We start from the raw sequence: 21,300 nt of genomic DNA, 5'->3' as shown, positions 1-21,300 counted from the left end.
GTTCTTGAGCAGAACTTGTTGCCACGGCGCTTTTTTTTGGTTCAGCGGAAAGGAATCTTCACCAACACCGGGGGATGCGAATGAAGGTGACAAAAGACCTCGAGGAATTACTCAAGCGTATCCGTCTCGATCACGCAGAGATTGCCGAACGTTTTCGCTTTCTCGACTGGAGCGCCGAAGACGCCAGGCGACTAGGCGCGGCAGCTCAGTACATGGCCCCGTCCCAGCAGGCTTTCGTCGACCATTTGTACCGTCACCTGGCGGAATTCTCCACGCCGTCTGCATTGCTTCGCACGCCGGAGGTCACCGCCCGTTTGAAGCAGAGCCAGGCCGAGTACTACCAGTGCCTGTGGGGCGGCCCCTACGATGAAACCTACGTCAACGGCCGCCTGCGTATCGGCGTGATCCACCAGCAGATCGGCCTGGAACTGAAGTGGTACCTCGGCAGCTATCGGCTGTACCTCGACGACATGCTGGAAAGCGTGTTTGGCAACAGCCCGGATGCCACGCTCTATTCAAGCCTGTTGAAGGCGGTGTTCTTCGACATGACGCTGGCCATCGATACCTACAGTGCGGCCCAGCACAAGGCGCTGGAAGATAGCGAGGCTCGCTTTGCCCGCGCGCTACGCGGTGCCAACGACGGGCTGTGGGACTGGCACGTCGACCAGGATCGGCTTTACGTCTCGGAGCGCTGGGCCAGCATGCTCGGCCTCAGCCGGGATAGCATCGGCGAGAGCAGTTCCAGTTGGTTCGGCCGCGTGCACCCGGACGACCTGCCGGATTTTCGCCATGCCATCGATGCCCATCTACAAGGGCAGACATCGTCCGTTCACCATGAGTACCGTATCCGCAAGCACAACGGTGACTACATCTGGGTCCTCGTGCGGGGGGTCGCCGAAATGACCACCCCTGGCGAGCTACGCATGGCTGGCTCGCAGTCCGATATCAGTGCACGCAAGGATGCCGAGCAGCGCCTCCAACATACCGCCCAGCACGACCCGTTGACCGGCCTGGCCAACCGCATCCGGCTTGACGAGCAGATGCAGAAGACCTTCAGGAAGCAGCGCAAGGGCGGTGACTACGAGGCGTTGCTGTTCATCGATCTGGACCGCTTCAAGCTGATCAACGATAGCCTCGGCCACAACGTCGGTGATCGCGTGCTGGTGGAAGTGGCTATGCGCTTGAAAGAGTCCCTGCGCCCCACTGATCAACTGTTCCGCTTCGGCGGCGACGAATTCATCGTCCTGCTTCACGACCTCACCTGCGACCGCGACGCCGAGCAGATATCCCAGCGCATCCTCGACAACCTGCATCAACCGCTGCACATGGACGGTCGTACCCTGGTGGTCAGCGCCAGCATCGGTATCGCTCCATTGCACGACAATGGCAAAGCCCTGGATGTGCTGCAGGCTGCCGACCTTGCCCTCTACCGAGCCAAGTCTGCCGGCAAGGCGCGCTTCGCCCACTACGACGAAACATTGCAGGACACCGCACAGCAGCATCTGGAACTGGAGTCCGCACTAGGCCAGGCACTGCAACAGAATGAATTCGAACTGTACTACCAACCGATCTATCGCCTGGACCAAGGGACACCGCTGGTGACCGGGGTCGAAGCGCTGCTGCGGTGGCGCCATGGCGAACGCTTGATCTCGCCACTGGAGTTCATCCCTGCGCTGGAGGAGTCGGGAGAGATCATCCGCGTCGGCGAATGGGTACTGCGCCAGGCTTGCCAGCAAACCCGAGCCTGGCAACTGGCCGGGCATGAGCGCCTGCGCTGTTCGGTGAACATTTCCAGCACCCAATTGCAACAAGCCGACTTCACCCTCCGGCTGATCGATATCCTGCAAGAAAGCGGTCTGCCTCCCGCCAGCCTGATCCTGGAGATCACCGAAAGCCAACTGATGCATGACGACATGGACACATTGGCCTGCCTGCATGAGTTGACCAGCCTTGGTGTTCTGCTGGCGCTGGACGACTTCGGCACGGGTTACTCCTCGCTTGGTTACCTCACACGCTTTCCGCTGCACATCCTCAAGCTCGACAAGAGCTTCATCACCGGCGTTCCTTACGAGAACAAACAGAGCGCGATCAGCCAGGCGATCATCGTTCTCGGCCGCAGCCTTGGCCTGGAAGTAGTGGCCGAAGGCATCGAGAGTTCGGCACAACTCGAATTCGTGGTGGGTGAAGGCTGCCATTACGCCCAAGGCTACTGGTTCAATCGGCCACAACCTGCCGCCCAGATACAACATCTGCTCAGCACAGAAGACCGTTTCGAGGGGAGCGCAGTTACCCGGCGGGTACCCATCAGTTCAGGAGAAAAACAATGAAAACCAATCTTCCGGTCAGTGGTCGTGCCGTCGAATTCAGCGCAAACGCGAACATTCTTTCAACAACCAACCCCAAGGGCGCCATCACCTACGTCAATCCCGACTTCATCAACATCAGCGGGTTCAGTGAAGCCGAATTGCTCGGCGTCAATCACAACATCGTGCGCCACCCGGACATGCCCCCAGAAGCTTTTGCGCATATGTGGCAGACACTCAAGGATGGGCGCTCGTGGATGGGGCTGGTAAAGAATCGCTGCAAGAACGGTGACCACTACTGGGTCAGCGCCTACGTCACGCCGATGCAGCGCAATGGCGAAACAGTGGAATACCAATCGGTTCGCACGCTACCGGCCAAAACGCTGGTGGAGGCTGCTGAACATCTCTATGCACAGTTGCGTAGTGGTAGAAAGACCAACTGCCTGCGTATGTCACGGCTGTCCGTCGGCATGCGCCTGGCACTTGCCAGCACTGGCGTGAACCTGCTGTGCTTTGCGGCCTTGGGCTTGCTGGGCGCGTTGTCCTGGAGCCATGCCGCCCTCTCCATGCTGCTATCGAGCTTGCTGCTCGGCGGCCTGTTGCGCTTCAGCCTGCGCCCCCTCGACGCCCTTGCCCGAAAAGCCAGGAATATCGCCGACAACCCTCTGAGCCAGATACTCTACAGTGGCCGCCGCGACCAATTTGGCCAGATCGATTTCACTCTGCAGATGCTCGAAGCCGAGACCCGGGCAATAGTCGGACGCATTGCCGATTCGTCCCGCCAGTTGAGCAAGGAAGCCGAAGAGCTCGTGTCTGCAGTGGACAACAACAATTGCGCGACCCTCCGCCAGCAGGGGGAAACTGCCCAGGTAGCCAGCGCAATAACCCAGATGGCCAGCAGTGTGCAGGAAGTGGCGCGCAACGCTCAGCTCACCGCCAGCGCCGCGAACCTGGCCAACCAGGAATCCGACCGCGGCCACCAACTGGTCGAGCAGACCCGCCAGCACATTGATAGCCTCGCCAGCGAGGTACAACAGACCAGCATAGTGATTCATCAACTGGAACAGCATGGCAATGAAATTGACCGCGTACTCGAGGTGATTCAAAGCATCGCCGAACAGACCAACCTGCTTGCCCTCAATGCCGCCATCGAGGCTGCCCGCGCCGGCGAGGCCGGCCGCGGTTTTGCAGTGGTCGCCGACGAGGTGCGCGGGCTGGCTTCGCGGACCCAGCAATCTACCGCGCACATCCAGGGCACCATCGATACCTTGCGACGCTCCACCGGGGATGCCGTACTTGCGATGCAGCGCAGCCACAGCAAGGCCGGCGTCAGCGTCGAGCAGGCACTGCTGGCCGCCCGGGCGCTGGACGGGATCACCCAGCGTGTCGATGAGATAAGCGGCATGAGTGTGCAGATCGCTGCCGCCGTAGAGGAGCAGAGCGCGGTGGGTGACAGCATCCAGTGCAACCTGGCCGGTATCAGTCAAACCACCCAGAAAAGCGTGCTTGCCAGCAACCAGAGTCGCACCACTGCCGCCCACGTCGCCAAGCTGGCCGAACGCCTTCAACTGCTGTCGGCGCAGCTTTGGGGGCGCAAGCGCAATGATGGCAGCCACTCCCAGCTGGACGTTGCTGGCTGGGAGGGGCTGGACTCCGAGACTGGTCAGTTGAGGGTCAAATCCCTGTGTTCTGCGAGTGGCAGGGCCAGCACGATGTACCCTTCGAAAACACCGTAAGCACCGCTGTCGTAGGTAGCGCTGATCAAGGCGAAGCGCGCCTTCTGGTCACTGCCTGGGGTGTAGACGCCCGCCTCGGCGCTACCGGGGCCGTAGCGCAATTGCCAATCGATTTGATTCGGCTCCTGGAGGTTGCCATTGATCCTTGCCTCCAGGACCGCCTCCCGGCCCGTCGGGTCAACTTTGGCACTGATCACTATCGGGGTTTTACTCCCCATTTCGGTGACCAGCACACATTCGCAAATTTGTTTGCTCACGGGGTCCTGCACCTGGACCTCTTCAACGACAAAGGCAGCTGTGCCAGTGTCCGCAGGGCTGGTGACCGACATGGCCTGCCCCTTGCCCAGGGGCTTGCCTTGATATTGCCATTGCAATGCAAGGGGGTCACCGAGCACCCAGGCATTGAAGTCCACTTTGCTGTTGGGCGGTGCAACCACGATCGAAGGGTTGGCATGCAGTGTCTGGCTCACCACCGTTATCAAGGCGCAACGTTGAATGGCGCGGTTCGCCTTGTCGGTCGCCGTCACCAGCACCTGGGCAAACGACTTTGTCATGTCGCTGGCCGCTGGTGCGGTCAGAACACCCTTGGGGTCAATGGAAATCCGCACATTATCCGCCAAACCAGACACTGCTTCGGCGGACCACTCCACATTGCTTGAGGCAGGCTCGGTCACGAATGACTGCCTAGCAGTTGCAAGCAGGGTTTTCTCCATCGGGCTGATAGTGAAACTGGCTGCTGCAGGGTTAACCTGGCCGAAATAGACTGTGTCGCTTGGTGTCTGCAGGTTTGTGCCCTTGATGGCGTTATCAAAATTGAGCCGCACAATGTCGTTTGCCAGTGCCTGTGTGGTAGGTAACACAGACATGTCGTGTTTCAACTTCGCTAACAGGATGTCCTGAATACTGGTCAACTTCGGAGAAGCAAGCCCTTTGAAAAGGTCTCTGAGTCCGCTTGTCAACTGACTGATAATAGGCCACAACAGCAAGTTTGTTATAGGGTCTACCCCCCAACCTGCAGGCGGCTTGATTTTAGCGAAAGCAGGCTGATAAGCGATCGATTCGCTAAATGCATAGGAATCATGTACCAGGCGCATCTCGGCACGACCATCCAGATGATATTCGAACAGCATATGATAATGAAATCTGCCTTCGGCAGGTTTCAGAAAATCACTTTGATCAAACTTGAACTCATCCAACATCCGCTGGAGGTCGCCAGTGGTATCATCGAAGGCCAGGATCTCGGCGAACACGGAGCCATGCGGAGACAGACTAAGCGTAACCTTGTCAGCGGTCTTGGAGATAACCACTTCACCGCGCATGTCCAGACTGGCTTCTTTCAGTTCAAGTTCCGCGTTGACCTTCCAAACCCTGGAAGGCGTTGTAATATCGAACGTCTCTTTCACCCGCTGTGTCGGCAAATGGATATGTCCCGTCGTACAGGAAAGGAATTGCCGTTGATCAAGGGCTTGACGCATTGTGAACTCAGCCCCTTCGATCACTTTCTTCAGTTGCTCTGCCACTTGGGCCAGCATCAGGCGTTCTGTATCAAACAATATGCTAGCGGAATAATCACCGTCATTGGGTATCGCATACCTGTAATCCGCACCGGGGTAATTCCCGCCTGCCCCATCCTGCATGTCGACAAGAACCATAACTCCACCTGCCGCATCGGACGACGACCTTGCCCTGGCCCGAGTACGCAGGGCAAACGAGGCCGGGCGGTGCAGCTCGATCGCACTTCCTGCCAACTTGCCGAGAGGAAGCTGACGTTGAGCATCACCCCATGCAGAAAACTTCTGCCTGAAAAACTCGGTCAACAGTCGACTTTCGCCGTTATAGTACGGCATGGAAAATTCTTCACTGTTGCTGAGGTCAAGTTTTATCATGCAATCGGAGTCCACCGTACCGCCTGACGCCGCCAAAGCAATATCCAGGTTCAGTACAGCAGCTTGCACAGGCGCTATCACATTCAGTTGGAGCAAACGCCATTGACCTCCTTTGTTCACCATTGAGTACGCGTTCGCTTCTGCAATTGCCATTTGCAGGTGAGCCTTGTTCTGGGCAAGGTCGGCATCAAACACCAATCTTGGCAAATTCAGGCTACACTTGGACAAGGCAAAGCGATGGGCCGCCCCATTGCGGATATAACCGGAAATGGGCGGCCATTTTTCCGCCGTTCTGGAGCGCCTGATGGATTCTTCCTTCAAGACAAGGTTGATCTTGTCTCCATCAATAAAGCAGAGCATATCCCATCCCAGCAAGCGTGTTTCCTTGCCCAGCCATGCGAGGAGTTCGGAGGTTGAATAATCCATGTTCTTCTCCGTTGGTGTTCTCAAAACGGTAAAGCCTATTACGCCGAGAATTTGCTTACGCAACAACTGGCAGTTCTGATAGGCGTCATGCCTGGAGCACGGGGGTAAACTACTGCGCTGCTTCTTCAGAGCAGAAAACGAGACGCCAACCTCACAAGCCGGCCTGCGTGGTCGGCCCCAGCTTGGGCGACTTCTGCAACAACCCTCGTGGCAACTGGAAACCTTTGAAAGGCTCCTGCGTTATAGGGTTGTAGGCTTTCTGCGCGTTAAGCCTGTAGCGCATCACACCATCGCCGGCCCTGAAGCTCAGGTCCACGCTGGTCGCCGTGCGCCCATTGAGCGAGCCACGGCTGAGCAAGCGGAACATCGACCAGGGGCCACGGTACTCAAGGCTGCTGCTGTTCCCGTTCTGCCGGAGCAAGGTCAGGTTACTGCGCACCTGCTGCCCCAAGGTATTGGGCCAGACGATACCGGTGATCTGGCTCGGGCCATGGGTGTAGGGAATCAATTGACCGTCCAGGTCCAGCAAGCTTGTACGCTGGTTGGCACTCAGGCCCAACGGCTCGATGCTGAACTGCACACTGAGGTTGCCGCGCTGATCGAAGAAGGTCTCACGGATACGATCTGCCCGCTCCAGCTGTTCGAGCACATCACTGCGGATCAGCGACTGCCCCTGCTGGCCGGCCTGCAGGGCTTCGAGGTTATCCCTCAGGAAGACCTTCAGGTATTGATCATGGAACTGCTGCAGCCGCCCCTTCGGCCCGAAGAAGGCTTCAAAGTCGTCCAGCGAAGCGTCGGGAGCTTTCACGACGAAGGGGTAGCGCCCTGCCAGGCGCTGCTGGAAGAAGCTGTACACCTCGGCGTCCCAGCGTCGCTCCAATTCGCGCAGGGCTTCGACATTCAGCACTTGTGCTGTTTGATCGGCCATTTTTCTGACCTGGTGGTTGATCGGTTCCGGTAAGCCGGTGGCCACCCGCTGCAGGGTGCCGATGGGGTCTTGCCCTGTCATCGAGAATCGCTGATGCACGGCCTGCAGCGCGGCCTTGCCTCGGTCGGGGCTGTCCTGCACCGCCTTGGCATAGTCGTGCACGGCCGCGATAGCACCAAGAGTCTCATCGTAGTAGCTGGGTTTCTCACCGGTTGCCTGCAGCATGGCACTCAGCCCGGCAAAGGCCCGCTGAATGGCCCAGGCCTGTTGTTGATCAGGCCTGCCACTTGTCGGCTGCAACGCTTCGACCTCCCCGGCAGCCTCAGCGACAACGGCTGATGAAAGCGAAGTGTTGTCCCTCACTGTGTCCAGCAACCGATGCAGGGGTGCTGCTGGCCCGGTCAACTGCTGCAGGATCGCGACACCATGATCCAGGTCGCGGAAGTCGGCCACCGAGAAAGCGTTCAAGGCACGGCGCCAACTGTCAATGAAGTCGGCGCTGTACAGGTTACGTAGCCGCTCGCCCAGCGCCTCCCGGTCGGCATCCGAGTAATCGAGCTGATCGCGCTCGCCCAGTGCCCACTGGTCGATCATCGCCATCTCTGCAAACCGCTGGCTACGTGGTTCGAAGTACTCTTTGAAGCCCTTGGCGGTGAGCATTGGCGCTATCAGGACACCCTCCCCCTGCCTGAAGCCGGGAGAGGACTGATACACCACATCGAACGCTGGCCCCACCTGATGACGCAGGTCCAGGCCGGCATTCAACTGCTCGCCAGCCTGCTGTTTCAGGCTCGCGTAGACCCGCTCTGGCAGTGGTACCTTGCGCAGCACCTGCTGCACCTGTGCCATACGCTGGCTGTACTGCGGAAGTTCGGTATCGGCATAGGCCAAGGCATACTTCAAGTGCCGCATGAGGTCGCGTTGCAATTGCCCCTGCCCGGGGAACTTCAGTTGCCACTGGCGGGCCATCCAGTCCTCGACCCATTCGGGGCGGCGGCTCTGGCGGTCCTCCAGCATTCGATAAACCCGAAGCGCAGCCATCTGCTGTTCGCTGCCCGGCGGCGCGGCGTCCATGGCATCGATCACACCGCTGGCCAAGGCTGGCAGGAAGCGCCTGGACAGCAGGCTCAGGTAGGCCTCGTCGACGCGAGGGCCAATGGCGCGCCCCTGATACAAGCCAAGGTCGGAAACACCCGGCCACGCGGCACGATAGTTGCCAAACACCGACACGGCATCGCGTATCTGGTCCAGCGGCTCCAGCAGGTTGCGCCCGGTGGGGTCCAGACGCTGGTCCACTTCGTGATGACTGTACTCTCTGCTCTTGGCGAGCACATTGGCGGCCTTGGCGCCATTGATGTCAAAGTAGCGTTGCCAACTGGCGATGGCGACACTGAAGGCCAGCACGCCTACTGCAGAACCCACCCAGAGCAACCGACGTTTGCTGCGCGCTACCTTGATGTTGTCCCCGGCAAGGCCGGCCTCCTGGTAGATGACCCGCCGGAAGGCGTGCTGAATGAAGTAGACCAGCGCCTGCCCCTGCGCCTTGCCTTCACGCAGCGGAAACTCGGTCTTGTACGGCTGTGCCGCCTCACGCACGAACGCATTGAGCATGTCGCCCTGCTGCAAGACCGAAGACCAGTACACGCCGCGTACCAAGGCAGGCGTGGTGAAGCGGTCACTTGCGAGGGTTTCTTTCAGGAAGGCCAACAGTATCGGACGCAGCCCGATGAACTGGGCATGCAACGAGAACAAGCGAACTCGCAATGGCGCACCGCCCAATACATCGAGCCGGTCCACTACCTGTTCAAACAATCGCCTGATCAACCGATCGTAATGATCGCCATATTCATCCAGCCAGGCATCGAACGTGCCGGCCGCATCCAGCTTGAAGGTGAAGCCCAGCATGGTTTCCCGCATGGCGGCGGGAAGCCCAGCGTACAGCTGGTCGAAACCGTCCAGCAGATCGAATTTGGCCAGTACCACATACAGCGGCAGGCGCGAGCCCGACTGACTGCTCACTTCATACAGCCGCGTGCGTAGCACATGTGCCAAGGCGACACGTTGCTCAGGCGTGCCATGCAATAGCGCAGGCAGGTCAACGACCAACAGCAAGCCGTTTAGTGCTCTCTGGCTTCGGTTACGCACCAGCCAGCCCAGCATGTGTTCCCACAACCTGGCCGAGGTGGCGGGTGGTGCTTTCGACGTGTCCGACTCCTCGGCTGATGACCCTGCCAACGATTCCTGACGGACGAAAGCGCCCGGCGGGTCGATGATCACCGCATCGTTGCTGACCCACCAGCCTATCGGATAAGCCAGTACCTGCGCTTGCCTACCTCGCGCTTGTGCCTTGTCGATGCGGGTCAGGGAAAAACTCTGTTCGGTACGGTCGATGAAGCTGGTCTTGCCGGCCTGTTGGTCGCCCACCACCAGGTACCACGGCAGTCGGTACAAGGCACGCCTGCCACCCGCATTGTCCAGATAGCGTGCCAGCCCTTGGTCCAAGGCTTTCTCTTGTGCCTGGACGAAAGGCAACACGTTGTCCAGTTCAGCGTCCACCGCCTGCTTGCGTTCGCCCTGCAAACGGCGAAAACGCCTGCGCAGCACCACAAGCCAGCAGAGTAGCGGCACCAATACAAGCGCAAGGCTGGCCAAGCCGCGATGCGCCACGCTAGCCAGCGGCTGCTGCTCGCGCCAGACCCATTGCGGGCCGAGCCACCAGATTGCAACCAGCATCAATGCGGCACCTAGCCCGAGCAGCAGCGGCATGGCCAGGCCGATGCGGGCCAGCAGGGGCAAGCCCCAACGTTTAAGATGCTTCCACAGTTGATTCATCCTGACTCCCGTTCCTTGTTCCAATCAGCCCGTGATGGACCGTGCACGCGTACTGCTGAAGGCGTTGAAACACCTCAGGTTCCCAGGCGCTGGCGGTGGTTTCCTGCATCGTTCGGGCAACGCCTGCGCACAAGTCCTGGGCCAACCAGGACACGCCCCGAGCAGCCAGCAGATCAGCCGCGATCACCGTGGTATGGCAGCGCTCACGCAGGCTGCGGAAGTCCGCCTGCATGCCCTGCAGCCTGAGCAACACCGCTTCCACGCCGCTGGTTTCCAGTTGGCAGGCCAGCTCCTCTCGCAACGTGGCGAATTCCTGAGAGGCCGCGTCCGAATCGGATTGCCCTTGCGCCCCCCTGAGCCACGCCAGACATTGGTCATCGACAAATACCTTGCCGTCGCTGAAGCACAACTGCTGCAGCGCGGGCATGCGCTGCACGAACCGCGCGGTCGTAGCGCGAATGGCCTCAGCCACCTCGCCCATCGCCAGCCGCGTGGCAGCGCTCGCTGCCAGAAAGCTGCCGCGAATCCAGTAGGGGCAAGCCGTCACGCTCTTTTCGATCCGCTGCAGCAGGGCCGCGTCGATTGCAGTAGCGGCAATGGCATCTTCATAGTCCCCGGCAATGTCCTGCGGCACCGCCATCAGCTCCGTGCGGTTGCCCTGCCTGGTTTGAGGCGGCGTCTGGATGTGCGCCCACAAGCCGAACCGACGCAATTGGTAGCCAGCAGGATCGTAAGGGTCCTGTTGATTGATCAGCTCGGCCATGGTCAGCATGGCCCTTCGTGATTCCCGCTCGTTGCCCAACGACACACGGGGCATCGGCGTGGCGATGACCTCGGCCAGTGGCGCAGCCTTGATGCCCTTTGCAGGGGGCTTGTCCGTGGTGGGCTCGGCAAGGCCGTTTGAAAGTTCCGTGTGCTTGCGTAGCAGGCGCTCCAGTTCGCCAAGGGCCGCTTCATCGAGCTGCGCTGCTTCCCGCTGCTGTTGCAGGCGTTGCAACGCGCCCTGAGCCGCCGCGGCGAGCGCGGGGCTGAACGTGAAACGGTCCAGGCGCGGCAACGCCACGAGCAAACGGTTGAGCATCAGGCCAACCAGCTTGCGCTTGCCGAGGAACCCTTTGGGGCCCGGTTTCGGGTATGCGCTTTCCCAATAGGCTTCGACCATGCCGGCCAGCAGTGCGAGGGTAAAACCCCAGCGCTCCCAGCATTGGCTGCGCAGCCAAGCGACACCCAGGTGGGCGGCGATGCGCAGGTGCTTGCACTCTTGGCCCAGGTACTGGCGGGACGCTTCTTCGATATACGCCCAGTCGATGGAAGGCTCCTGCAACCCACCCAGCTTGACCATTTCCTGGTCGATGGCCTGGTAGGTTTCGTTCTCCACATCAAACAGGCCGGCAGGGTTCTGCGCGTCGATGGGCGCAAGCAACCGGGCAATTTCCTGTGCGGTGACCTCTGCTACCAGCGACATGCCTTGCGCGCCTCATCGATGAGTGGGTCCAGCCCCTGAGCGTCGAAAACCAGCCCATCAACGGCTGGGCTGTCGCTCTCGACCTGAATGCGATGGGCCCCGATCAGTGGCTTGATCTGCTCGATGCCCGGCAAGCCTCTGCCAGCGTCAAGCACCTGGCCGTTCTCCGTCACCTGCCAGGGGGTAGCGAGAGTGGAGCCACGCTCCCCCTGCAATCGCACCATCACCCGGCCGGCATCGATGGGTTGTGCGGTAACCAGTTGCAACCTGGAAATGTTCTGCACACAACTGATCACCAGGTAGGGGTACGGTGCGACCGAAGCGATTGCGGGCGCCGAGATCATCAGCCCGTCATCCCCTTTTTCGAGGCGAAACGTCAGCTCTTCCGGCGACCGCCCCGCCTCATGGGTCATCACACGGCGCAGCGTGGGCGAATCCTGCTCCGGCGCGGACCATTGCAGTTTCGTCACATGCGCCGGGGTGCCAGCGGCCTGGTCGAAACAAGCCAGACGTTCGACGTTGGAGACTATCTGCGGGCAGTCCCTGGTCTGGCTCGCCAAACTTGGCGCCAGGGAGAGCAACATCGAAAGCCCAACGCCATATGCATAGCGGACAATCATTGGTTTCACTCACTCATCAAATACGGCAACAGCGCTACCCGACTGGCCAGTCACGCTTCAACAGTAGTCATCAAATACAATTACTGGATAGTGGAGCATCGAAACGAAACAAAGGCTAGTACAGACAAAACAATATTCACAACCAAATATTTCCTTACACTTTCACGCTCGACGCACAATATTTTTTCGGTGCATGGTTTTTTACACGCACATAGCGAGAAGCCAATTACGTTTAATTTAAACATAACTTTGTAGGACGCTTCCTACATATATTAAAACTTCACGAAGGCTGAAACTCATGAGTAAAAGCTCAGGCTCCGTTGCACCCAAAGAACGCATAAACATCAAGTACGTACCGGCCACCGACGGCGAACAAGCCGAGGTAGAGCTGCCGCACAAGATGTTGGTCCTAGGCGATTTCGGCCTGGATGATGCCCGCGCACTGGAAGACCGTTCGATCATGCGAATCGACAAACACAGTTTCAACAATGTGTTGAACGACGCCGATGTCAGCCTCGCCATGTCCGTGCCATCCATGCTCAGCACTGCCCCCGACGCAGAGCTGGCGGTCAACCTGCAGTTCAAGTCCATCAACGATTTCGGGCCAGACAGCATCGCCCGCCAGGTACCGGAGCTGAACAAGCTGCTGGAGCTTCGCGAGGCATTGGTCGCACTGAAAGGCCCACTGGGCAACGTGCCCACGTTCCGCAAGCAACTGCAGCACCTGCTGAACAACGAACAGGCACGCAAACAACTGGCAGAAGAACTTGACCTGGTGCTCGAGGCGCCAAAAGAAGACTGAGACAACGGAGCGTCCCCATGCCAAAGCAAAACAGCACGACCGTCGCGGTTGAAACAACAACCGAAACACTGAGCAACGCCACCCTGCTCGACCAGATCATGGCAGAAACCAAGTTGGTACCTACTCAAGAGGGCTATCAAGTCGCTCGCCAGGGTGTATCTGCTTTTATCGCCGAAATCCTTAAAAGCCATGACCCTGATCAACTTATCAACAAACATCGCGTCGACCAGATGATCGCTGAGCTGGATCGGGTGCTCAGCAGGCAGATGGATGCAATCCTGCATCAGCCCGAGTTCCAGCAACTTGAATCCGCGTGGCGCAGCCTCAAACTTTTGGTCGACCGAACCGACTTCCGCGAGAACATCAAGCTCGAAGTCTTGCATGTCAGCAAAGATGACTTGCTCGATGACTTCGAGAATGCCGCCGATATCACTTGCAGCGGCATCTACAAGCATGTTTACACCGCAGGTTATGGCCAATTTGGTGGTGAACCCGTTGCTGCGATGGTTGGCAACTACAGCTTCGGCCCCTCTTCTCCCGATATAAAGCTGCTGAGTTACATGGCCTCGGTCGGTGCCATGGCACACGCCCCTTTTCTCGCAGCGCCCTCTCCTGAGTTCTTCAACCTGAGCAGCTTTGAAGAGCTGCCCAATCTGAAGGAGATCAAGGACATTTTCGCCGGCCCCCGGCATGCCAAGTGGCGTGCGTTCCGTGAGAGCGAGGATGCCCGTCATACCGGGCTGACCGGGCCGCGATTCATGCTCCGCTCTGCCTATCACCCGCAAGAAAACCCGGTCCAGAGCTTCACCTACGACGAGGACATCGCCGGGCGGCACGACAACTATCTGTGGGGCAACTCCGCCTTCCTGCTGGCCAGCTGCATCAATGACAGCTTTGCCCGCTACCGCTGGTGCCCGAACATCATCGGCCCGCAGTCGGGTGGTGCCGTCGAGGACCTGCCGGTGCACCTGTACGAGTCACTGGGTCAGCTGCAGGCCAAGATTCCGACCGAAGTCCTGATCTCCGACCGCAAGGAGTTCGAGCTGGCCGAAGAGGGCTTCATCGCCCTGACCATGCGCAAGGACAGCGACAACGCCGCGTTCTTCTCGGCCAACTCGGTACAGAAGCCGAAGAACTTTCCCAAGACCCCGGAAGGCCTGCAAGCGCAAACCAACTACAAGCTCGGCACCCAGCTGCCCTACCTGTTCATCGTCAACCGGCTGGCCCACTACATCAAGGTGCTGCAGCGCGAGCAGATCGGTAGCTGGAAAGAGCGCAAGGACCTTGAGTCCGAACTGAACAAATGGATCAGGCAGTACGTCGCCGACCAGGAGAACCCGTCAGCCGATGTGCGCAGCCGTCGCCCATTGCGTGCTGCAAGGGTCGAGGTGTCGGACGTTGCCGGTGACCCGGGCTGGTATCAGGTCTCGCTCGCCGTGCGCCCGCACTTCAAGTACATGGGGGCGAATTTCGAGATCTCCCTGGTCGGTCGGCTTGATACCCAATGAGTGGATTTTTCGACCGTTTGGTGACGGATCAACTCGCAAGCCGGGTGCCCTCCAGGCAAGAGAACGCTACCCAGAAGTTCGCCGCCATCAAGCGCCACCTGGAAACGCTGCTCAATGCTCGCCAGGGTTGCTCGCAAAGCAGCCCTGAGCTGGGCCTGAGTGACTTCAACGGGCACGACGCAAGCAGTGGCGACCTGCTGAAACAGGTGAGCGCGGACATCCGCCGCACCATTCAGCGCTTTGAGCCGCGTGTGCACGTGCGCGCGCTCAAGGCCGTCCCCGATTGCCATGCCCCGCTGGAACTGCATTTCAGGCTGGACTGCCACGTGCAGGTCAACAACCACACGGAGCAGCTGCAACTGGAGCTGCTGGTCAATGGCCATAACCGCCACACCCGAGTGAGGTGACCTATGTCACTCAAGGACCGATTCAGCGAAGAGTTGCGTTACCTCCATGAACTGGGGAACGACTTCGCCCAGGACAACCCACAACTCGCCCGCCTGCTCGGCAAGGGTGGCAGCGACCCGGATGTCGAACGCCTGATGGAAGCCTTTGCATTCCTCACGGCCAAACTGCGGCTCAAGCTGGAGGACGACCTGCCCGAGCTGACGCACCCCATGCTGCAGTTGCTGTGGCCCAACTACCTGCGGCCCCTGCCGAGCGCCACGATCATCCAGTTCACGCCGCGCAAGCAAGCGCTCAGCCAGTCGCAACCCATCGCCAAAGGCTCGCGGTTGTTCTCCAGCCCCGTGGATGGGGTGCCCTGCGAGTTCCGCACCTGCACGGCGGTGGACATTCACCCGTTCGAGATCGAGTCGGTGAATGCAACCCAGACACTCGACAGTTCGGTGGTTCGCATCGGCCTGCAAACCTTGGTCGAGCGGCCGCTGAACACCCTGGGCTGCGCCAGCCTCGACTTTCACCTGAGCGGTGACACCCAAACTGCCCGCACGCTGTACCTGTGGATCGCTCAATACCTCAAGCATGTCTGCGTGACAGTCAATGGTGGGGTACGCCGGCTGCCGGCCAGCAGCATCGTGTTCCCAGGCTTCAGCCCGGACGAAGCGCTGCTGCCTTACCCACAGAACGTCTTTGACGGTTACCGGATCCTGCAGGAGTACTTCGTATTTCCCGAGCGTTTCCACTTCGTAAGCATCACCGGCCTGGAGAAAATCTGGCCTGATCAAGCGACTCAGCGAGTCGACCTCGAGTTTCACTTCACCCGACAGTTACCGGATTCGCTGCGTGTCGGCAAAGCAGACTTCAGCCTGTTCTGCACCCCGGCAGTGAACCTGCTCAGCCACAGCGCCGAGCCCATCGACCTGTCCAACCGGCCCGCCCAGGTCGAGCTTGTGCCCAGAGGCAAGGAGCGGCACGCCTATGAAATCTTCAGTGTCGATCGGGTCATCAGCACCCGCACCACGACTGACGGAAGTACCGGCGAGCACCTGAGAACCTTCCGTCCCTTCGAGTCGTTCGCCCATGAGATCGAACATGTGCAAGGGCGCACGGCGTTGTACTACCGCTACACACTCGAGGACTCCCTGCGCGGCGATGGCGTCACCCATCGCATCGCTTTCGTACGCGCCGATGCCAACGCCTACATCGGCGAACTGGAAACAGCGTCCATCGACCTGACCTGCACCAACCGCGACCTGCCGCTGGCGTTGGGCATCGATGACATCAACGTGCTCACCGAGATCACGCCGCCCCTGGCCACCTATACCAACATCCGCGCCCCCACCCGCCCCTACCGGCCGGTGCTGGATGGCCAGTTGCAGTGGGCCCTGATCTCCAACATGTCGCTCAACTACCTGTCGCTGCTCTCGGCCGAGCCGCTGAAAGCGGTCATCCGCGCTTACGACTTCGCGGCCTTGCACGACATCCAGCAGACACGCACCACCCGCAAACGCCTCGATGGCATCCGTGATGTGCAAACAGAACCGCTGGACTGGCTGATCAAGGGCCAGCCCATTCGTGGCTTGCGTACGCGCCTGAAGCTGGATCAAAGCGCATTCCTCTGCGAAGGCGACCTGTACCTGTTCGGTTGCGTGCTCGCGCACTTCTTCGCCCTGTACGCCAGCATCAATTCCTTCCACCAACTGGAAGTGATCAACACCACCAACAACGAGCACTACACATGGCCAATCCAGACCGGCAAACAACCGCTGATCTAGCCGACAAGCTGTTCGCCGAGGCGCACCAGTACAACTTCTTCCAGTTGCTGGAACGCCTGCACGGCTTGCACGGGGATGACCTGGAACCACGCTGGCCAGATCAGGCCACCCGGCTGAGGGTGCGGCTTGCCAGTGACCCGCGGCTGAGCTTCCCGGTTTCCGACATATCCAAGGTCGAACGCATGCCCGGGGAAGCTGACCGCTACCGCGTGTGCACCACCTTCATGGGTTTGCATGGCACCGACTCGCCGCTGCCCACCTATTACCTGGAGCAGGTGGCATACGAGCATGCACAGGGCATCGGTGTGCGGCCGGCGTTCTTCGATTTCTTCAACCACTACCTGCTCAGCCTGCTGCATCGCATCTGGCGTAAATATCGCTACTACATCCGCTTTCAGCCGGGAGCTACCGATGGGTTCTCCCAGTACATCTTTGCCCTGCTCGGGTTGAATGACAGACAGTTGCGCGGGGACACGGCACTGCCGTGGAGCCGGCTGCTCAGTTTCGCCGGCGTCATTGCCAGCCGCAGCCGTGCGCCGGGCACGGTCGCCGGCATCATCGCCCACTGCTTCGACTTGAAGCAGGTACAGATCCGCGAGTTCGAAACCCGCTCGGTCCCCACTGCCGCCAGGCAACTGGTCAGCCTTGGCCGCAGCAACGGCGAACTGGGCAGCACTTTCATGGTGGGCAGCCGCACGCGAACACGCAGCAGCAAGTTCACCATCGTGATCAGCGAACTCGACCCAGCGCAATTGCGTGACCTGCTGCCCAGCGGCATCAACTTCGGCCGGTTACGGGCATTGATCGACTTCCTGCTGCGTGATGGCCTGGCCTACGACCTGGAGCTGCGCCTGAAGCAGAACGCACTGCCGCCCTTTTGCCTGCACCGTAGCCTGGGTGCCTACCTGGGCTGGACCAGCTTCGTCGATGACCGTCATGGCCAGGGCAGCCCTGTGGTGCGGTTCCGGGGGCGCTCATGAGCATTTTGACCTTGAGCATCACCAACCTGGATCAGTTGCAACACAACGTCACTGCCCGACATCAGTTCGATTGCACAGGCGGCACCATCGGCAGCGCGAAGGCCACCTGGCAGATCAACGACCGTGACCAGACCGTTGCACCGATCCATTGCGAGATCCGCTGGATCGAGGGCAGCTTCTGCGTCATCGATCGCTGTCAGCGTACCTACCTGAACGACAGCCTCCACAGCCTGGGGTCGCTTACCGCCAGGCGGCTGCTCGAGGGTGACCAGTTGCGCATTGGCGCCTATCGGCTGCAGGCCCAGCTTGCGCAGGCCGACGCACGCTCACTGGACGACCTGTTCAGCCCTGAACAGAGAACCCTTGATCACTGGTTGCTGGATGTTCCACCCGAGGCTTGTCATGCCGCTGCAGCCGCCCCCCAGACAGTCGCGGACATCTGCTCGGCATTCGAACCAGGCATGGGCAACGACCCCTTGGCGGCACTGGACACAGAGGCAGCGCCAGCGCAGCAGAGCCCACTGGAACGCCTGATTGCAGGAGAGCGACCATGATGCGTCCAACATGCGTGGCCGGCCTGCTGACGGCGCTGATCGGGCTCTCGGGTTGCACCTCCCTGAGCAAGATTGGCCAGGTGGTGATGGACCCTTCATTGCCCGTCGGACCGCCAGGGGAACACCCCACCCAGGTCGCGTTCAGCATCAACGCCAGCCCAACGCTCAATGGCAACCCGAACAGCCTTGAGGTGGCGCCCGAGCCCGGGCCGGTTGTGGAGCCCAGCCCTTACGCGGTCAACCTGAGTGCAGGCGACCCCTACGTGCTGACCGAGAAAGTCGGGGCCTTGTTCGAGTACCTGCAGGAACAATTCCCGGCCATGTCGCCCGTCGATTCGCCGGTTGACGATGGCGAGGATCCGGCGCGCTCCCCCATGGAAGAAAGTACCCCGGGCAGCTACGACGACCCGACCGTGGTGCTGACCTTGCCGCGCACCACCACCGTGGCCGCCGAGCCCGTCGCTACGCCCATGGCCGTGAAGATCCTGCAACTGCGCGACGACTCTCTCTTGCGCAACAGCGTTTACGAACTGCTGGACAAGGACCCTGCCGAGGCGCTGCGCAGCACCTACATACGCGATGACGATTACCTGCTGCGCCCTGGCCAGTTCAAGTTCATCCCCTTTGCGCCCATCGAGGCCGAAACGCGCTTCGTCGCGGTGATCGCCGACTACCGGAACCAGGAAAACGCCACCTGGAGCCAGGTGCTGCGCATTCCGCCCCGCGGGCACCAGATCATCCTGTCGGTGTTGCTCAACGACACGCAGCTCCTGCTCAAGGAGGAAGACTGATGGCGCCTGTAACCCTGCCCTTCTCGCTTACTCACGCTGACATGGAGCGCTCATGAGTTCACGTAACCCTGTCCTGTGGCCGGAAGGCCTGTTCGTCAAACCGCAGCATTTCCAACAGGCCACCCGTGCCGCCGAAGCGGCTTTGCATCAACGTCTTGGCAGCCTGAACGCAGCCTTCTATGGCTTCAGCGAGCTGCAGTTGAACGACGAGTATCTGAGCCTGGGCAAGGTCGCCATCACCCGTGCACGGGGCATCATGCCGGACGGCACGGTGTTCGATATCCCTGCAGACCTGCCACCACCGCCACCGCTGGAAATCGAAGACGACGGCGCGAAAGACAGCGAGATCTACCTGTGCCTACCGCTGCGCACCGAAGGTGGCCGTGAGGTGAGCTGGCCCGATAACCCCGCCAACTTCCGTTACAGCGCCCAGGCCCTGGAAATCAAGGACACGCACAGCGCCGACGGTGACCTGGTGCAGGTCGACCTGGCGGTGCCCAACCTGCAGCTCAAACGCAAGGCCGACGACAGCAGCGCCTACACCCGCCTGGCCGTGACGCGCATTCTGGAACGGCGCCCCGATGGCAGCCTGCAACTGGATGAAGGCTTCTATCCCACCAGCGTTTCAGTGCGCGCCGTACCCGCGCTGCAACGGTATCTGGAAGAAATCACCAACTCCCTGCGCGAACGTGCGCGTAACCTCGCCGCCCGCATTGGCGCCTCAGGGCAGTCCGGCATCGCCGACATTCGCGACTTCAACCTGCTGCAGGCCATGAACCGCTGGTGGCCATGCTTCCAGCATCTGGCCAGGCAAGGGCAGACCCACCCCGAACAGTTGTACCTGTGCATGAGCCAGGCCTGTGGCGAGTTGGTGACATTTACCGACGAGAGCCGGCTGCCGCAGGAATACCCCGCCTATCACCATACCGCGCTGCGCACCTCCTTCAAGCCGCTGGAGGACACGCTACGCCGGGCACTGAGCACGGTGCTGCAACCCCGCGCCGTTTCGCTGCCGCTGGAGACGCTGGAGTACGGCTTGCTGACAACCACGCTGGAGGATCGCCGCCTGATCGACGAGGCCGACTTCATTCTGGCTGTGCGAGCCCACATGCCGCCTCAGACATTGCGTCGAATGTTCGTGCAGAAGGCAAAGGTCGTCTCGCTGGAGTCGTTGAACGAGGTAGTGCCGCTGCAGCTTCCAGGTATTCCACTGGTGCCGCTGCCCGTGGCACCTCGGGATCTGCCCTTCCATGCAGGCTTCACCTACTTCGAGCTGGACCGTCGCTCCCCGGCCTGGGCGGGCATGGAGGCATCCAGTGGCTTCGGTATCCATGTCGCGGGGGAGTTCCCGGGGCTGGAACTGCAGTTCTGGGCGATCAGGAGTGAATGAAATGAAAGAAGAAAACAGCCCCCCAACTGATGCCGAACAGGTCGAAAGCGAGCAACTGCACGCGATGCTCGAGGCGTCATTGTCCAACGACTCACCCGCACCAACAGCGGCTGATGGCGCTGAGCGAAAGCCGAAGGCAGAGCCGGTGTATGAAGGCTACCCGGCAGACCCAGACTTCCAGCTACGTGGCGGCTACGACAACCTGATGCTGGATGCAGCCGCGCCGCTGTTCGGCCTGGTGATACGCCTGCGCACACTGGATGCGCTGCCCAACATCAAGGAGGTGCACCAGCAGGTGCGCAACCAGATCGAAAACGTGCGGGAAGAGATGCGCCAGCACGGCTACGAGCCCGCTCAGTTGCTGGCGTACTCATACGGTCTTTGCCTTTTCATCGATGAAGCTGTCATGGACAGGCCTTGGGGTAAAACCAGCTGCTGGAGCCAGGAACCCCTGCTCAGCATCTTCCACGACGAAACCTGGGGTGGAGAGAAAGTCTTCACCGTACTGTCGCGCCTCATGCAGGAGCCCAAACGTTATCAGGACGCGCTGGAGTTCATGTACTTCGCGCTGTGCCTTGGTTTGAAGGGCAAGTACGCCATCGCGCCGAAGGGCGAAGAATCCCTCAACGCATTGATACACCAGCTCCACGGGATTATCCGAGAACTGCGCGGCCCTACGCCGGAGACCGTCTGCGATCCGTACACCAACGTCGCCCCAAGCAACTTCCGCATGAACCGGCAATGGCCGTGGTGGAGTCCGTTGGTCATTTCCGCCCTCGCCATGGCGGTGGCATACGGCATCTACAGCTACCGGCTGCACCTCATTACAACCGAGGTGCTGGAGTCGCTGAACGGCATCTTGCAGCAGTAACAGATCGGCGCGTGTCGCCACGGATTTCAAC

15 protein-coding genes are annotated in these 21,300 nt (G+C 60.2%); 11 read left to right on the top strand and 4 right to left on the bottom strand.

From position 1 onward, the window contains the following. Positions 1-80 precede the first annotated feature (80 nt). Positions 81-2,327, top strand: a complete 2,247-nt coding sequence (locus CAG46_RS05650) for a bifunctional diguanylate cyclase/phosphodiesterase (RefSeq protein WP_085614388.1) — start codon at positions 81-83, stop codon at positions 2,325-2,327. Then, complete coding sequence (locus CAG46_RS05645; protein WP_256575055.1) at positions 2,324-4,039, top strand: PAS domain-containing methyl-accepting chemotaxis protein; 1,716 nt, start codon at positions 2,324-2,326, stop codon at positions 4,037-4,039. The genes CAG46_RS05650 and CAG46_RS05645 overlap by 4 nt, the downstream gene beginning before the upstream one ends. On the opposite strand, the gene CAG46_RS05640 is transcribed toward CAG46_RS05645, so the two are convergent. The 4 genes from CAG46_RS05640 to vasI all read right to left on the bottom strand — a co-directional run bounded on the left by CAG46_RS05640 (position 3,967) and on the right by vasI (position 12,196). Next, entirely contained in the window at positions 3,967-6,351 is a 2,385-nt protein-coding gene (locus tag CAG46_RS05640; RefSeq protein WP_085614389.1) for a hypothetical protein, read from the bottom strand. The genes CAG46_RS05645 and CAG46_RS05640 overlap by 73 nt on opposite strands. A 151-nt stretch (positions 6,352-6,502) precedes the next feature. Further along, positions 6,503-10,111 (bottom strand): type VI secretion system membrane subunit TssM, encoded by a 3,609-nt coding sequence (tssM, locus tag CAG46_RS05635; protein WP_085614390.1) that lies wholly within the window; start codon positions 10,109-10,111, stop codon positions 6,503-6,505. Then, entirely contained in the window at positions 10,086-11,576 is a 1,491-nt protein-coding gene (tssA, locus tag CAG46_RS05630) for a type VI secretion system protein TssA (RefSeq protein ID WP_085614391.1), read from the bottom strand. The genes tssM and tssA overlap by 26 nt, the downstream gene beginning before the upstream one ends. Next, positions 11,564-12,196, bottom strand: a complete 633-nt coding sequence (vasI, locus tag CAG46_RS05625; protein ID WP_178080680.1) for a type VI secretion system-associated protein VasI — start codon at positions 12,194-12,196, stop codon at positions 11,564-11,566. The genes tssA and vasI overlap by 13 nt, the downstream gene beginning before the upstream one ends. Before the next feature lie 298 nt (positions 12,197-12,494). Here vasI and tssB point away from each other — a divergent pair, with 298 nt between their 5' ends. Genes tssB through icmH form a run of 9 tightly spaced genes read left to right on the top strand, consistent with a single transcriptional unit; the run spans position 12,495 to position 21,269 of the window. Then, positions 12,495-12,998: a type VI secretion system contractile sheath small subunit gene (tssB, locus tag CAG46_RS05620; protein ID WP_025339893.1), complete on the top strand. Its 504-nt coding sequence runs from the start codon at positions 12,495-12,497 to the stop codon at positions 12,996-12,998. 17 nt (positions 12,999-13,015) lie between these two features. Then, positions 13,016-14,506 (top strand): type VI secretion system contractile sheath large subunit, encoded by a 1,491-nt coding sequence (gene tssC / locus CAG46_RS05615; protein WP_025339894.1) that lies wholly within the window; start codon positions 13,016-13,018, stop codon positions 14,504-14,506. Further along, positions 14,503-14,913 (top strand): type VI secretion system baseplate subunit TssE, encoded by a 411-nt coding sequence (gene tssE / locus CAG46_RS05610; RefSeq protein ID WP_025339895.1) that lies wholly within the window; start codon positions 14,503-14,505, stop codon positions 14,911-14,913. The genes tssC and tssE overlap by 4 nt, the downstream gene beginning before the upstream one ends. Before the next feature lie 3 nt (positions 14,914-14,916). Next, positions 14,917-16,683 (top strand): type VI secretion system baseplate subunit TssF, encoded by a 1,767-nt coding sequence (tssF, locus tag CAG46_RS05605; RefSeq protein WP_085614392.1) that lies wholly within the window; start codon positions 14,917-14,919, stop codon positions 16,681-16,683. Further along, entirely contained in the window at positions 16,647-17,663 is a 1,017-nt protein-coding gene (gene tssG, locus CAG46_RS05600; RefSeq protein ID WP_085614393.1) for a type VI secretion system baseplate subunit TssG, read from the top strand. Before tssF ends, tssG begins: the two co-directional genes overlap by 37 nt. Then, on the top strand, positions 17,660-18,217 hold the full coding sequence (locus CAG46_RS05595; RefSeq protein WP_085614394.1) for an FHA domain-containing protein: 558 nt from the start codon (positions 17,660-17,662) through the stop codon (positions 18,215-18,217). The genes tssG and CAG46_RS05595 overlap by 4 nt, the downstream gene beginning before the upstream one ends. After that, positions 18,214-19,008, top strand: a complete 795-nt coding sequence (tssJ, locus tag CAG46_RS05590) for a type VI secretion system lipoprotein TssJ (protein ID WP_085614395.1) — start codon at positions 18,214-18,216, stop codon at positions 19,006-19,008. Before CAG46_RS05595 ends, tssJ begins: the two co-directional genes overlap by 4 nt. 52 nt (positions 19,009-19,060) lie before the next feature. Further along, the gene (gene tssK / locus CAG46_RS05585) at positions 19,061-20,398 is read left to right on the top strand and encodes a type VI secretion system baseplate subunit TssK (protein WP_085614396.1); all 1,338 of its coding nucleotides are present in this window, start codon (positions 19,061-19,063) and stop codon (positions 20,396-20,398) included. A gap of 1 nt (position 20,399) precedes the next feature. Beyond that, positions 20,400-21,269 (top strand): type IVB secretion system protein IcmH/DotU, encoded by an 870-nt coding sequence (gene icmH, locus CAG46_RS05580; RefSeq protein ID WP_085614397.1) that lies wholly within the window; start codon positions 20,400-20,402, stop codon positions 21,267-21,269. The last annotated feature ends 31 nt before the right edge of the window (positions 21,270-21,300 follow it).

It is taken from the genome of Pseudomonas sp. B23(2017) (assembly GCF_002113725.1).
Taxonomy (GTDB): Bacteria; Pseudomonadota; Gammaproteobacteria; order Pseudomonadales; family Pseudomonadaceae; genus Aquipseudomonas; species Aquipseudomonas putida_Z.
The sequence above is the reverse complement of the archived record's forward strand: the minus strand, read 5'-3'. Positions and strand labels throughout refer to the sequence as shown.

Excerpts from the sequence above, each read along its gene's own strand:
- CAG46_RS05650 (WP_085614388.1), top strand. The coding sequence starts at position 81 with ATGAAGGTGACAAAAGACCTCGAGGAATTACTCAAGCGTATCCGTCTC.
- CAG46_RS05645 (WP_256575055.1), top strand. The coding sequence starts at position 2,324 with ATGAAAACCAATCTTCCGGTCAGTGGTCGTGCCGTCGAATTCAGCGCA.
- CAG46_RS05640 (WP_085614389.1), bottom strand. The coding sequence starts at position 6,351 with ATGGATTATTCAACCTCCGAACTCCTCGCATGGCTGGGCAAGGAAACA.
- tssM (WP_085614390.1), bottom strand. The coding sequence starts at position 10,111 with ATGAATCAACTGTGGAAGCATCTTAAACGTTGGGGCTTGCCCCTGCTG.
- tssA (WP_085614391.1), bottom strand. The coding sequence starts at position 11,576 with ATGTCGCTGGTAGCAGAGGTCACCGCACAGGAAATTGCCCGGTTGCTT.
- vasI (WP_178080680.1), bottom strand. The coding sequence starts at position 12,196 with ATGATTGTCCGCTATGCATATGGCGTTGGGCTTTCGATGTTGCTCTCC.
- tssB (WP_025339893.1), top strand. The coding sequence starts at position 12,495 with ATGAGTAAAAGCTCAGGCTCCGTTGCACCCAAAGAACGCATAAACATC.
- tssC (WP_025339894.1), top strand. The coding sequence starts at position 13,016 with ATGCCAAAGCAAAACAGCACGACCGTCGCGGTTGAAACAACAACCGAA.
- tssE (WP_025339895.1), top strand. The coding sequence starts at position 14,503 with ATGAGTGGATTTTTCGACCGTTTGGTGACGGATCAACTCGCAAGCCGG.
- tssF (WP_085614392.1), top strand. The coding sequence starts at position 14,917 with ATGTCACTCAAGGACCGATTCAGCGAAGAGTTGCGTTACCTCCATGAA.
- tssG (WP_085614393.1), top strand. The coding sequence starts at position 16,647 with ATGGCCAATCCAGACCGGCAAACAACCGCTGATCTAGCCGACAAGCTG.
- CAG46_RS05595 (WP_085614394.1), top strand. The coding sequence starts at position 17,660 with ATGAGCATTTTGACCTTGAGCATCACCAACCTGGATCAGTTGCAACAC.
- tssJ (WP_085614395.1), top strand. The coding sequence starts at position 18,214 with ATGATGCGTCCAACATGCGTGGCCGGCCTGCTGACGGCGCTGATCGGG.
- tssK (WP_085614396.1), top strand. The coding sequence starts at position 19,061 with ATGAGTTCACGTAACCCTGTCCTGTGGCCGGAAGGCCTGTTCGTCAAA.
- icmH (WP_085614397.1), top strand. The coding sequence starts at position 20,400 with ATGAAAGAAGAAAACAGCCCCCCAACTGATGCCGAACAGGTCGAAAGC.